The 13,400-nt window shown below is 62.9% G+C and carries 12 protein-coding genes and 2 pseudogenes; 3 read left to right on the forward strand and 11 right to left on the reverse strand.

All coding sequences use genetic code 11. The annotated features are described in order from the left end of the window. On the forward strand, positions 1-622 hold a 622-nt coding region (locus WEA77_RS13170), incomplete at its 5' end, for a flavin monoamine oxidase family protein (RefSeq protein WP_368068342.1). Here the strand turns inward: WEA77_RS13170 and WEA77_RS13175 are convergent. From WEA77_RS13175 to WEA77_RS13185, 3 genes and pseudogenes are all read right to left on the reverse strand, one after another. After that, complete coding sequence (locus WEA77_RS13175) at positions 619-1,527, reverse strand: hypothetical protein (protein WP_368068343.1); 909 nt, start codon at positions 1,525-1,527, stop codon at positions 619-621. The two genes, WEA77_RS13170 and WEA77_RS13175, sit on opposite strands and share 4 nt — an antisense overlap. Positions 1,528-1,598: 71 nt before the next feature. Then, positions 1,599-2,684 (reverse strand): annotated as a pseudogene (locus tag WEA77_RS13180) (TonB-dependent receptor); the annotation flags it as partial. 24 nt (positions 2,685-2,708) lie between these two features. Further along, the gene (locus tag WEA77_RS13185; protein ID WP_368068344.1) at positions 2,709-4,055 is read right to left on the reverse strand and encodes a TonB-dependent receptor; all 1,347 of its coding nucleotides are present in this window, start codon (positions 4,053-4,055) and stop codon (positions 2,709-2,711) included. Positions 4,056-4,266: 211 nt separating this feature from the next. Between WEA77_RS13185 and WEA77_RS13190 the strand changes: the two genes are divergently transcribed. Then, the gene (locus WEA77_RS13190; protein WP_368068345.1) at positions 4,267-4,734 is read left to right on the forward strand and encodes a DUF3598 domain-containing protein; all 468 of its coding nucleotides are present in this window, start codon (positions 4,267-4,269) and stop codon (positions 4,732-4,734) included. Between the two features lie 111 nt (positions 4,735-4,845). Here WEA77_RS13190 and WEA77_RS13195 read toward each other — a convergent pair whose 3' ends face one another. From WEA77_RS13195 to WEA77_RS13205, 3 genes are read right to left on the reverse strand one after another with little or no spacing between them, the layout of a single operon-like run. Next, positions 4,846-5,751, reverse strand: a complete 906-nt coding sequence (locus WEA77_RS13195; protein ID WP_368068346.1) for a DUF1838 family protein — start codon at positions 5,749-5,751, stop codon at positions 4,846-4,848. Between the two features lie 41 nt (positions 5,752-5,792). Then, the gene (locus WEA77_RS13200; protein ID WP_368068347.1) at positions 5,793-7,238 is read right to left on the reverse strand and encodes a sodium/proline symporter; all 1,446 of its coding nucleotides are present in this window, start codon (positions 7,236-7,238) and stop codon (positions 5,793-5,795) included. Positions 7,239-7,252: 14 nt separating this feature from the next. Then, positions 7,253-8,203 (reverse strand): hydroxymethylglutaryl-CoA lyase, encoded by a 951-nt coding sequence (locus WEA77_RS13205; RefSeq protein WP_368068348.1) that lies wholly within the window; start codon positions 8,201-8,203, stop codon positions 7,253-7,255. Positions 8,204-8,317: 114 nt separating this feature from the next. On the opposite strand from WEA77_RS13205, the gene WEA77_RS13210 reads away from it, so the two are divergent. Further along, positions 8,318-9,538 (forward strand): CaiB/BaiF CoA transferase family protein, encoded by a 1,221-nt coding sequence (locus WEA77_RS13210; RefSeq protein WP_368068349.1) that lies wholly within the window; start codon positions 8,318-8,320, stop codon positions 9,536-9,538. On the opposite strand, the gene leuD is transcribed toward WEA77_RS13210, so the two are convergent. From leuD to WEA77_RS13235, 5 genes and pseudogenes are all read right to left on the reverse strand, one after another. Continuing rightward, on the reverse strand, positions 9,535-10,146 hold the full coding sequence (gene leuD / locus WEA77_RS13215) for a 3-isopropylmalate dehydratase small subunit (protein ID WP_368068350.1): 612 nt from the start codon (positions 10,144-10,146) through the stop codon (positions 9,535-9,537). The two genes, WEA77_RS13210 and leuD, sit on opposite strands and share 4 nt — an antisense overlap. After that, positions 10,146-11,537, reverse strand: a complete 1,392-nt coding sequence (locus tag WEA77_RS13220) for a 3-isopropylmalate dehydratase large subunit (protein WP_368068351.1) — start codon at positions 11,535-11,537, stop codon at positions 10,146-10,148. The genes leuD and WEA77_RS13220 overlap by 1 nt, the downstream gene beginning before the upstream one ends. A gap of 192 nt (positions 11,538-11,729) precedes the next feature. Beyond that, positions 11,730-12,053: pseudogene (locus tag WEA77_RS13225) on the reverse strand (IS3 family transposase); the annotation flags it as partial. A gap of 641 nt (positions 12,054-12,694) precedes the next feature. After that, positions 12,695-13,027 carry a hypothetical protein gene (locus WEA77_RS13230; RefSeq protein ID WP_368068352.1) on the reverse strand — a complete coding sequence of 111 codons (333 nt, stop codon included), beginning with the start codon at positions 13,025-13,027 and terminating at the stop codon, positions 12,695-12,697. A 58-nt stretch (positions 13,028-13,085) separates the two neighbouring features. After that, on the reverse strand, positions 13,086-13,400 hold a 315-nt coding region (locus WEA77_RS13235), incomplete at its 5' end, for a hypothetical protein (protein ID WP_368068353.1).

The raw sequence follows: 13,400 nt of genomic DNA on the forward strand, positions 1-13,400 counted from the left end.
TGTCGAAATCCGCACCCCCGCTGAAACCCTGACGGCGCCCTATGTTATCTGTTCGCTGCCCTTTGCCGCCATGCGAAACAGCGTCATCCTCAGTCCCGCAAACGCAGATCCGGTTGCTGCGCTGCGCGCGGAAGCCATCAACGCGCTTCCCTACACACAGATCCACCAGATCCACTTAGCCCCGGAAACACATTTCTGGGAGGCGGACGGCCTGCCCGCGGAAATGTGGACCGACACGGCAATCGAACGCGTATTTGCAAACCATGATGAGGCGGGGGAGATCGCGAGCCTGACCTGCTGGGTCAACGGCAACGGCGTGCGACGCGGGCTCTCGGACGAGGGCTGGTTTGACCTTGCGGCCACTGCGTTCCTGAAACTGCGGGGCGCAAAGGTGCGCGGCTTGAAAGTTGTACGGTGGGATGAAAGCCAGAGCTTCTCGGGCGGCGCCTACACGCACTGGGCGCCCGGCCAGATCGCCGCCTGGGCGCAGCAGATGGGCGCGCCGTCCGGGCGCCTGCATTTTGCCGGAGAGCACCTCTCCTACCTGCACACAGGTATGGAAGGCGCGATGGAGTCAGCAGAACGCGCGGCGTTCGAAGTCGCAGAGGCGGCAGCCGGCTAGCCGTCCAAGTCCGCACGGGTACAGCTCGCCTGTATCCAGCGCAGGTTGATTCCGATCCTGTCGGCGCCGCCCTCGGTCCAGGCATAGGAAACAGCGCGCGCATCATCGGCTTCATGGATGTAGAGCGTCAGGGAGGGGCGTCGGTCGCCGAACGGCCAATCCACATCGCGCAGCTTCAGACGGATGCGGCGCGGCGGCGTCTCGGTCGTCTCGATGACAGCCTCGCCGCCCTGGTCATGCAGGGAGACGCCCCTCCGGAAGTCCCAGTCTGCCAGCCCGGCCCCGCTGTCGCCGTGCGAGGCGCCTTTCAGGACGCCTGCCCAGCAGACAAATGGCCGTGCGCGGCGCATCTGCAGGTCAATGACAGCGCCGGCCCGTGCGGACCGGACTTGGAATTCGGTAGCGGACACTGACAGGCTGATTGCGGGCGGGCCGGCGCCTTCCGGCGCCGAGAACACCGCGCTGCAGCCATCGCCGCGGCCCGTGCCGCCAAAGCTCCCGGCCGCCCGCGTCCACCAGATCTCACAACCCGCCGCTGCACCATCCGTATGAAGGATCTCCTGCACGACAGCGCCCGCCTGTTCGTCCGCTCTGAAAGCGTTAAACCAGGCCTCGGGCGCCGCACCCGGCGTTTCGCGGCGTGAGTTGAGCCGGCCGGGCACGCCCTCTTCCGGCGCAAGGACCAGGACCTGGAGCGGCGAAAGGCGCGCCGCGTCATGGCCCGCTTCCGCAGCAAAGAAAACCTGTCGATCATTGCTCCACGTTCCCGTCAGCAGACGGACGAGTTCGTCTTCGTCGCGTGAAAGATAAGGTGCGGAGGGGCGGGTTTCGGAGGCGCCAGGCGTCGATACGCCGGCCAGCAGCGAAAAAAGGATCAGGAGCAGGTTACGGCAGCGCGCCATCATGTTCGCTTCCTCCAGAAAAAGGGCGCCGGTTCAGGAGAACCGGCGCCCGAGTTGCAACAGAACGCTCCGCCTCAGAAGCGGACACGCAGCTCAGCCCCGAACTGCGGCCCGCGGCGAAGCGATCCGAAGAAAGCACGCGGCGCCGACCGGGACGCTGTCACAGGCGCGGTGTTCGGGCTGAACCCGGTCGAGAAGTAGGGCCCTTGCAGCCAGCGGGTCGCGATGGCGATCGAGTCCTCGTCATTGATATTCTGACCATACGCCGCGAGGGTCCATTTGTCGGTCTCGAAGCCGAAGCGCGCACCAAGGATCGTCGCCGCGCCCGTCTCGGCCTGGTTGTGGACCTGGACGAACTTCGAGCTTTCATAAGTTACGTCGCCGGAAATGAAGAAGTCAGAGCCGAACGGACCGGCCTCCCGGAAATCCGCCCGCGCAAAGGCGCTGGCCTGATGCTCGGAAGTGAGGGGGAACTGGCGTCCTGCAATCGAGCAGGAAGCCGGCCCCGAGCCCGGGAAAAGGCCGGTAAAATTGTTACCGGTCTGATTGGCAGGACTGGTGAAGTTTCCGCCGCCTGACGTCAGGATCCATTCATCCGCGTCGCACCCTTCGGTGAATTGTGCGTCGGTCCATGCATAGTTGACGCCGCCGCTCAGGATATCGTTGACCGCACCAGTCAGGTCTACCTCGATCCCCTTGATTTCTCCCGCGCCCTGGTTTGTCGCGATCGATGTGATCGCGCCGCTGGTGGCGGCGACGGCCGAGGTCAGCTGGACGTTCGTGGCATCAGTGAAATAGCCCGCGACGGTAAGGTTCCAGGCACCCGCACCGATATCGGGAAGCGGCGTCTTCACGCCGACCTCGAAATTATCAGACTCTTCCTGTTCGTAGGTCGGCAGGCCAACAGCCTCACCAATTGCGCCGTTGATGCCGCCGGGCTTCACACCCTGAGCGATGACGCCGTAAATCGTGCCGCCATTGCTAAGATCGTAGTCGACGGTAAGCCTCGGTGTGAACTTTTCATAAGATACACGCGGCGTGGCGATAGATGTGCGATCTGTCTTGGTCTCCTCGGCGTAGCGTCCTTCAAGTGTCGCTGTCAGGCGGTCTGTAACGTCAAGTTCCAAGAGGCCGAACACGGCTTCGTTGCGGGTCGTCCGCTTGCCATTGTCGAGGTTGCGTCCCTAAGGGTTGGCAAAGGTGATGTCACCTTCATTGATAAGCTGGTCGTAGAGATAGAGACCGATCATGCCCCGCAGGCGCGCGTCCTGCGGCGAGCGCAGTTGAAACTCGGCGCTGTAATCCTCGATATCCTTGCGGTTAGTGTTGGCAAAGAAAGGCTCCGCCGCGGGCCCAAACAGGAAGAAGTTGACGGGCGAGTGATCCGAATCGTAACCGGTCTTGAGGTGCTCGTCGGAATAGCCGGCGAGGAGCCCCATCTCCCAACCGGTATCGCCGAAGCGGAGCGTGCTGATCGATGAGACAACATAGAGGTCGCGCGCAATGCCGTCGAAGGCGGTGCCATCTGTGAGGCCATAAGCCCTGGGCAGGAACACGTTGGTCGCATTGATCGGTACCCCAGGAATGAGATTCGGGATGCCATCTGCGTCAGGGCCGGTGTTCAATTGCACGGGCTGTGGGGCGATCACCCCGCAATAGTACTGGTTCCGGTTCGTGCTGCCGGACCGGCTCCAGAAAGCCTGCGAGCGATAACCGGGAAGGCAGTTGTTCTGTTCAGCGGTCTGGAGGAAGAGCGGCAGGGCTCCGTCCCGGTCTTCCGTGAAATTGACCCGAAGCCGGCTATCGAAACTCTCGACAGGCTTCCAGTCAAGCACGCCGGAGAGACTGAACGTGGATTCCTGTCCAACCAGTTCCTCCGTCACGAGGTTGCGGTGCTCGCCGCCATACTCATAATCGCGCACCGAGAGACGCCCGGTCAGGCCTGGCAGCAACGGTCCTGCGAGCGAGGCGGAGTATTCCCGCGTGCCATTGGTGCCGTATCGAACCTTACCGGATCCTTCGTATTCATCCGCGCCGCCCCTGGTGATGAAATTGATCGCGCCGGCATAAGTATTTCGTCCGTACAGGGCCGATTGCGGGCCTTTGATGACCTCGACACGCTGAAGGTCGTTGGGATCGAGGTTCTGGATTGATCCTGAGTAATAGACCCCGTCGATGAAATAGGCCGTACCGGATTCGACGCCGAACTGGACCCCGGCAAGCACGTTCGACTGTCCGCGGATAACGGGGCGCTCGGTCGAGCGGCCAAAAGCTTTCGAGAAAGATAGCCCCGGGGTAAACCGGGCGATATCATCTACCGATTCCAGCTGCAGGTTTTCGATTGCCGAGGAGTCGAAAGCGCTCACCGCGACAGGCGCTTCCAGCAGGCTTTCTTCCTTTTTCCGGGCACTGACAATAATCGTGTCCTGCTTCAGCTCACCCTCGTCCTCGACCTCCTGCGCGATGGCCGGCGCCACCTGGACCGAGAGGGCAAAGGCGGCTGCGCCTGCCATCAAAAAGCACTTCTTCATCTGTGATCTCCCCGCTGCGTCAACATGAGCCTCGACATGAAGCTTAAATGATATATCTTTTACCTTCCGTCGCGTTTCCGGGCTTGGCAAGCCCCTTTGTGACCCGAAACAAGACATTTCTGATGAACGCGTGTCATTCCGGGCACAGTTCAATCCAGCGAAAGGGGTGGCCGTGGCCGAGACTGTTTCATCAAATGAACTGAAGAAAATCATGCCTTTGCTGGCCCGCCATGAAGGCGTCTGGGAGGGCTGTTACCGCCAATTCGATGCGGTGGGGAACAAAACCGACGAGCACCAGTCGCGGCTGATCTGCAGGTTTCCAGACGCCGGCCACCCCTACCACCAGACCAACCATTACCGCTGGCCCGATGGGCGGCGCGAGGTACGTGACTTTCCGGCCGCGGTCGAAAAGGGCCGCCTCAAATGGGACAATGAATTCATTGTCGGCTGGGCCTGCGACGTGGCGCTGGACGATTTCAAGCGGACCACGATGCTCAACTGGACACGTACCGGCGAGCCAGATCTCTATCTCTACGAAATGATCCAGTTGTCCGATGACGGACAATCGCGCTCGCGCGTCTGGCAATGGTTCAAGGCTGACCGCCTCTTCCAGCGCACACTGGTCGATGAGCGGTTCGTGACGCGCGACTGGGGCGCTTATGAGGGTCAGGAATTCTGACCGCGGCCTGACCGACGCGGCAAAGCAGGCAGGCCGGAGGGCTTCTCCAGTGCTTCTCCAGTGCTTCTCCAGTGCTTCTCCGGCCTGCCTTTTTTCTGCGGCTTTGCCGTCTCAGCGTGCCGGCGGCGTGATCGTGCCGTCCCGCACACCCTGGAAGTATTTCCAGCTTGTCATATTGGCGCGCGGATCGCCTGGCGGCGGCGGGCTGGCATAGTCCGGATAGTTGGCCGCAATCTCCGCCTTCATCGTATCCGACAGTTCGTCGATCCCGGAGAGCTTCTTGCCGGCGGTATGCATGTACATCAGGCCTTCGCGCCCGTTCATCGCCATCCAGGGAAGCCAGTCGGCCATCCGTGCCCAGCCCACCCAGACCTCAGCCGTCTTTGTCCCTGGATCGAGGATATCGTCCGTGCGCCCGAAGAAGTCGAACATTTCGGTGGCGTGGTAGGTGCCGCCGATTTCCTTCTGGAAATCTCCGCCGAGGGGGTTTGGATACCAGAGCGGGAATGTCGAGCGGTACCACCACTGCTGCCCCATGATTTCGCCGCCCCAGATTGCCGGCTGGCCGTCACGTCCGACTTCGAAGGATTTGAAGTTCACCGGATCATTGGCGACGTGCAGAACATTGACGCTCTCGCCCGACCAGGGATTGTCCCAGGTTTTCAGAACCTCGCCGGTCTCCTTGTCGAGATAGAGCAGGATCTCGCGCGACACGAGGTGGTAACCCTTGTTGCCTTTCTCATCGGTGATTGACGAGCAGGCGCGGATATTCATGCCTTCAACGTCGAACAGGTGGACATCCTTCTCGCCCTGCCGGCGGGAATAGGCGATCCCGTGCCACCAGTAGACAACCGGTTCGTTATCGACCGTCGAACACTGGACCTTGCGTCCGATCGTCAGCGAATCGGCCGGATTGGCCGGATCAAGGCGTGCAACCTGGGCTTCGCCGGTCGAAGCGCACCCGCCCAGCATGAAAGCCAGGACCGCAACTGCAGCGGTACGCGGAAGATTGATCATCAGTTCCCTCCAAATGATATATCATTTGATATGTGACATGATTAGCCCTGTTCGCCAAGCCTCGTATGGTGGGCGGCGTGCGACTTCTCCGCAAGATCACCGGCCCTGAGCGCCAGGAACGCCGCCGCCCAGGGCAGCGTACGTGCCCAGACGGCGCCGGGTCCGGAAGGAAGCCAGAATTCGAAGGCGAGCGCTGCCCCGAACCCGGCGAGCAGGGACGCAAACACCCCGGTCCCGGTGACCGCAAGCCGGAGTGCCCGCGCCGCGACTACCGGCCCGAACGCTGCGCCCAGGGCCGTCCAGGCAAACAGGGTGCGATCGAAGATCGACGCCGGGAACACGAGCGACAGGGCGACCGCTGCGCTGCACAAGAATACGATTGCGAGACGCGAGGCCAGGACATCGCGCCCGCCAAGCAACCGGCTAAGGCCGAGATCATGGCTGATGGCAGCGCCGGCCACGAGCAGCTGGCTGTCGAGCGTGGACATGATTGCCGACAGAATGGCCGCAGCGATAATGCCGGCAAGAATGCCTGGCAGAAGATCATCGGCAAGCCGGAGGAAGACCCCTTCAGCCGGCGCATCCGCGCCGAACAGGGCCCGTGCGGAGAGGCCGAGCACCGCCATCCCCGTATAGACGATAAGGCCCCAGGCGATCGCGATCCCGGCGCCCGTCACGCGCGCGCGCCGGTCACGGGCTGCCATGATCCAGGCAATCAGGTGGGGCTGGCCAAGCGCGCCGAAACCGGTCGCAAAAAGACCGAGCACGAACCCGCCGGCCACCCATCCGGCGCGCCCGCCGAAACCGTCCCGGTAAGTTTCCGGTGCCGATCCGACAGCCTCGTTCAGGCCGTCCAGCCCGCCTGCCGCGAAGAACCCGGCCGCCGGCAGCACGATCGCCACAACGCCGATCAGGATGCCCTGGCAGGTATCGATGACGGAGACGGCGATAAAGCCGCCGAGGAAAGTATAGGCGACGATCACAGCCGCCCCGAGGAGGATCCCGGCGGCCATGCCGGTGCCGAAGAGGCTGTCAAATGCAGTCCCGGCGCCCTGGAACTGGGAGGCGGCATAATAGGCGAAGGCGAACACAATCATCGCCGATGCGGCAATTTTTATCCAGCGCGCCATGCGTGGCCCTGCCGGCTCACTGATAAAGCCGGTCAGGGTCAGGTGACCCTTTTCGCGGCTTGCGGCCTGCAGGACCGGTCCCGCCCAGAGCCAGACGGCGGCATAACCGAGAAGGATCCCCGGTATCATCCAGAGCGCAGACGGACCCGATGAATAGACGAACCCGGAGAAACCGAGCAGCACCCAGGCGCTCGAACTGGACGCGGCGTAGGCAAGGCCCGCAACCCAGGGACCGAGACCGCGTCCGCCCAGCAGGAACCCGTCCGGAGACACCGCGCGGCGAGAAGCCCAGACGCCGGCAGCGACAAGGAATGCCGAGTATCCGATCAGGGTCAGGAGGGCCGGAAGATTGTTCATCTGATCTGGCCCGTTCAGACGGCCGGGCCGGCTGCTCGCGCCGGCCGGAACCCGAGCGGGAGCCCGGCGCGCGGCGTGAACCCGTAGAGCTCTTCGCCGGGCAAGGCCGCCGACACGATGCTGCGGGTCGCCATCAGGGCTTCCAGATCAACGCCGGTCGCAACACCCATGGCTTCGAACATGAACACAAGGTCCTCGGTGACCACATTGCCGCTGGCGCCCGGCGCGGTCAGGCACCCGCCGAGGCCGCCGAGGGAGCTGTCAAAGGTGGTGATACCTTCGTCATAGGCGGCCAGCACGTTGGCAAGGCCGAGACCGCGCGTGTTGTGGAGGTGGATTCCCGTCAGGTTCTGCGCGCCGACGACGCCGCGCACAGCGCGGATCAGGCGCCGCACGGCTGCCGGGTCGCCATAGCCTGTCGTGTCGGAGAGACCGACTTCGTCGCAGCCGGCGGCCATCAGCCGCTCAGCGCAGCGCAGGATGACGCTTTCTGGCACCGGCCCTTCGAGGGTACAACCGAACGCAGTCGACAGCGAGCCTTCAAAGTGCGGGCGCCGGCCCGGACCGGTTCCTTTGACCAGGGCTGCAATGGCGCGGGCATCCTCAATGACCTCGTCATGCGTTCGGCGGATGTTGCGCAGGCAATGGGTCTCGCTGACCGAGAGGGGCAACGTGATCTTGTCGGCGCCTGCTTGCACAGCGGCTTGCGCGCCCTTGAGGTTTGGCACAAGTACCGCGACGACCAGACCGGGAATCGTTTTGGCAAAGCGTGTGATCTCCGGCGTGTCCTGCATCTGCGGCAGCAGCTTGGGCGAGACAAAGGAGCCGACTTCAATCTCCCTCAGTCCCGCCGCGGCAAGCGCGCCAATCCACCTTTTCTTGGCCTCCGTGGGCATGACCGCACCGCAATTCTGCAGGCCGTCGCGCGGGCCAACTTCACTGATCAGGACTTTGGACTGCGTCATTGAACAGAGTTCCTTGCGACCGGCGGAGGAGTGACGTAGGTTTCAAATGATATATCTATTGACAGTCGTTGCAGATTCAAAGCCCTTTTGCGGGCAGGACGAGGGATGAAAGGCATGACTTCGGCGACCGGGCTTCTGGCCGGCCTAAAGGTGGTGGAGTTTACGCATATGGTCATGGGTCCGGCAGCCGGACTTGTGCTCGCTGATCTTGGCGCCGATGTGATCAAGGTTGAACCTCTCGGGGGGGACAAGACCCGAACTCTGAAGGGCTCGGGCGCCGGTTATTTCTCGATGTATAACCGAAACAAGAAGAGCCTCTGCATTGACCTGAAGTCGCCGAGGGGCAGGCAGATCGCCCTGAAGCTGATCGATCAGGCGGACATCTTCATCGAAAATTTCAGGCCCGGCGCGCTGGACCTTATGGGGTTTGGGTATGCGGGCCTGTCGGCGCGCAACCCGCGGCTGATCTACTGTTCAGAAAAAGGCTTCCTTGACGGGCCCTATGCGGACCGCACAGCGCTTGACGAAGTCGCGCAGATGATGGGCGGTCTGGCCTATATGACAGGCCCGCCCGGGCGCCCCCTCAGGGCCGGCGCCTCGGTCATCGACGTCACCGGCGGCATGTTTGGCGCCATCGGCATTCTCGCTGCGCTTCAGGACCGCCACCTGTCGGGCAAGGGAAGACACATCAGCGCCTCGCTTTTCGAGACAACAGTTTTTCTCGTCGGCCAGCACATGGCCCAGTTTGCGGTAACCGGCGAACCCGCCGCGCCCATGCCGGCCCGGATTTCGGCCTGGGCCGTGTATGACGTGTTTGATGTGGAGGCCGGGGAAAAAGTCTTCGTTGGCGTTGTGTCAGATAGTCAGTGGACGGCGTTCTGCAAGGAATTCGGGCTCGCAGAATGGGGCGCCGACCCCTCGCTCGCCTCCAACAATGCCCGCGTTGCGCGGCGCGGGGAGATTATACCCCGCCTCCGCGAAGTATTTGCCGGGTTCACGAAGCCGGCACTGATGTCGAAACTCGAAAAAACGGGTCTTCCCTTTGCGCCCATCCAGCGTCCGGAGGACCTGTTCGGGGACGCGCACCTTCTGGCTGGAGGCGGACTGCTCGAAATGACGCTCCCGGATGGAGGCAAGGTCTCGCTGCCCGCCCTGCCCCTTGCGATTGACGGCGAACGTCCCGGCCTTTTCCTCAATCCGCCCCGCGCCGGCGCCCAGTCGCGCAGCATCCTTGAAAGCCTTGGGCTCTTGCCCGAGGAAATCCAGGCTTTGATCGGTTCCGGTATTGTCGAGACGGCGGACGGGTCATTGGCTGCCTCAGCAGAGACGTCCTAGGCGTAGACCCATGGCCGCCGCGCCCGGTCGGCATCCAGGAACTCACCTATGATACCCGCATCCTTCAGCGTCAGCCGGACCGGATCAAGACCTTCAAGGACAAGCCGTTTCGGGAAGGCGCCGATTTCGAACCTGCCGGTCCAGCCCGGGAGACCGGGGGCTGATACTGTCTGTGTACGGACATCGACGTCCATCATCGCGCCGTCGCACTTGGCGGCGATCCGGTCGACCTCTGCCTCGGGCAATGTCACCGGAAGAATTCCATTGCGCAGGCAGTTGCCATGAAAGATCTCGCCGAACGACTTGGCAATGATGACACGGATTCCATACTCGGCGAGCGCCCAGACTGCATGCTCGCGCGAAGAACCACATCCGAAATTATGGCCGCAGACGAGGATCGACGGGCGCGGCGCGCGGTTCAGGACAAAGCCGGGCTTTTCCAGCCGCGCGCCAGGGTCCTCGTAGCGCCAGCCCGCAAACAGCCCGCCGCCAAGGCCCTCCCGGCTGACCGCCCGCATCTCGCGCGAGGGAATGATCTGGTCGGTATCGATATTGTCGATCATCAGCGCGCCGGCATATCCGGCATGCATCACAAGCGGGTCGGGCATCAGACGGAATCCTCCTGGAAAAGGCCCGGATCCGGCAAACTGATACGCCCGGCAACAGCAGACGCGGCAACGACCGCCGGATTGCTGAGATGGGTTCTTACGCCGGGCCCCTGCCGGCCTTCAAAATTGCGGTTCGTCGAAGAGATAACGCGCGCGCCCGGCGGGAAGGTTTCGCCGCCCGCATAGAAACACATGGCGCAGCCAGGTTCGCCCCATTCAAAACCGGCCTTGCGGAACACAAGGTCGAGGCCGCGCGCTTCGGCTGCGCGTTTGACGCTTTTCGATCCGGGCACGCACACGGCGCGCACGCCGTGCGCCACCCGTTTGCCACGAAGCTGCTCGGCGGCCAGTTCAAGATCGCTCAGCCGGCCGTTGGTACATGACCCGATGAACGCGCCGTCAATCGGCAGGCCTTCAAGGCGCTGTCCTGCAGCGAGCCCCATATAATTCAGTGCCCGGATGTTCGCAGAATGGGGAATGGTCGCCCCCAGTGCGAGGGTCTCCTCGGGGCTGGTGCCCCAGCTGACCTGCGGCGTGACCTCGCCGGCGTCCAGGGTCAGCTCTTCGTCGAATGCGGCATCTGCGTCAGAGGCGAGGCTGCGCCAGTGGATTTCAGCCGCTGCGAGCATGTCGCCGGAAGGTGCCAGACGCCGCCCCCGGACGAAATCGAGCGTCTTTTCGTCAGGTGCGATCAGCGCCGTGAAGGCGGCAAATTCCACGACCATGTTGCAAAGTGTCAGCCGGCCTTCGACTGGCATTATCTCTATCGCGGGGCCGCAGAATTCGATAGCGCAGCGGTTACCGCCCTTGGCCCCATAGCGGGCAATGAGATAAAGGGCGAGATCCTTCGGGGTGATCCCCGCGCCCAGGGCCCCGGCAATCCGTATCCGCATCTGGCGCGGTTTCTGGACCCGGATCGTCCCGGTCGCGAGGATGTGTTCGGCTTCGCTGGATCCGATGCCCCAGGCAAGTGCCCCAAGTGCACCAAGGCTGCAGGTATGGCTGTCCGGACACATGATTGAGTATCCCGGAAGGGCGATACCGAGTTCCGGCGCGGCAACATGCACGATCCCCTGGTCCGCATTGTCCGTGTCGATGAGGGTTATTGCCGCCTGTGCGGCGAGCGCCCGCGTTTCAAGGATGAAGGCTTCCCCGCCCGGCGAGCGGGCGTCATCTCGTCCCCGTCCCGGCCGGAATGACACGATATGGTCCATGAAGCTGAAACACCTCGACGCATCAGCGACTTCCAGTCCCTGATCGCGCAGCGATTTCAGTGCGATCCCGCCGGTGCGCTCGTGAAGGAGCAGCCGGTCGACGGCCAGGAGATCATACCCCTCGCCCGCATCGGCAACCCGGTGGAGATCCCAGAGCTTGTCAAATAGTGTGGCCATTCATCCTCGCCATAAAGGATATATCTTTTAGACTTCGGTTCGTGAACGCCTAACTGCGGGTGTTTGTCAACGGAGTTGCCGTTCGGATTGATTTTAAGCTGCGCGTGTTTTGTGCCCGGTCAGTGGGCCGCCGCCGCCCGCTTTTCGGGAGAGCGCGTCGTCGGCCCACTGACCTTCTTTCCCGTTACCTTCTCGTTCTGGGCCCGGCCAGACCGAGCCGGCAGGTTGCCAGTTTCGGGTCTTGCCGGACCATCGGGCGGGACGGCCTTCACGGGCTGCCTGGCAGACCGTGCAGCGTCCGGCAAGCAGGGCCTGATCTTCGGGGCAGTGACGCCTTTCGGGTGTGACGAAGCGGATGGCGCTGTGGTGATGTTCGGTTTTGTACCCGGCTGCGAAGCTTTTCACCCAGAGACGTGCCTCCCCGGTCAAGGCAAACCCTTTTGTCGGCCATGTCGGCCCATATTTGCAGGTCCGGAACAAGGCCTCTGAGAAGGGGTTGTCGTTGGAGACCCGCGGCCAATGGGCTCGCTCAGGAGGATTTCAAAAAAACTTCCCAAAAGCCTTGGAAGATATCGGGGCAAAGATCGGTTCCGGCGTCGCGCTGGAAATCTGGTTTAAGACGAGGCGCGCGTCGGGCAGAAGAACAAGATCACACGGGCGCTGGGCCCGGCGCGGCACTCGCCCCATCGCCCCGCATGATCAGCCTACGAAATGGGCCGCTCGCCATTGTCCTCTGGCCAATGGCGCACAAGGGCTCGCCTTTGGCGCGATCTGCCCGGCGCGCGGCGCCTGCGCCGGGCTGGTCCTGCCTTGGGTAGCAATACCTTCGGGGTGAACCTCGCACCTCGCCGGGATCAGCAAGGCTGTCGCCCCCGGCGCACATGCTGTCATCATCATGGATCAGGCCGGCTGGCACACGACGCCCAAACTCAGTGTGCCAGAAAACATTACCATCCTGCCATTGGCGCCGAAATCGCCCGGGCTCAATCCGGCCCCGAAACATCTGGCAGTATATGCGCGATCACTGGCTCTCAAACCGCGTCTTCAAGGATTACGAACAGATCGTCGCCCCATGCTGCGAAGCCTGGAGCAAATTCAGCAATCAGCCGCGGACCATCATGTCCATCGGTCTCCGGGACCGGGCTCTTGGATGAGGGTCAGCGCGGGTTTGTATCAGTCCGCAGACGGATCTTCTTCCGGCGCATCGGGATTGGACCAGGCCCTGGTGGCGCCGCCCTGAAATTTCCTCGACGAAGGTATCCGGCATGGCGCCGCCTGCCGGCATGGCCGCAACTGTCCCCGAGCCGCAACCCCGCAGCCTGCGCAGCGGCGTGCGCCTTGCCGAGCTGCGCCGTCGCCTTGCCCGCTTCCAGGTCGGCGATGAAGCGTGCACCCGAATTTATGGCGAGCGCCAGTTCGCGCCGGGTGATACCAAGGCCCTTGCGCGCCTGGGCCGCCATTTGCCCGAAGTCTTTTGCATTTCGGATCATGCCTGCACTGTCCCGGCCGGGAAGACACTGGCATGCAGTCCTTTCGACAAGGCCAATCCTACCGACCGGGAAGAAGCACGCTGGCCTGGAGGAAGACCGCCTCCATTCCTCCCGGCCGGTAAGATCCGATCATGCCGGCTGCGAGCTGTCCGCCAAAAAGGGCGCCGCGTTCCTGCTGGATTGCCGGCCGGGCTGCAGCGCCCATACTGTCAGAACAAGTCGTCCTGCCTGGGGGCACTGATTTGCGCTTCTGACCGGCGCCGTCGGACGGCGCCATGTCCCAGCGGCCTTCATCTTCGTAAGGCCGCAGGACGGCGCCGATCTCTTCGGGGCTTGCCGGCACCTCCCCGAGCCAGATGGGGATTTCAGCTTC

It is taken from the genome of Hyphomonas sp., assembly GCF_040882205.1.
GTDB lineage: Bacteria > Pseudomonadota > Alphaproteobacteria > Caulobacterales > Hyphomonadaceae > Hyphomonas.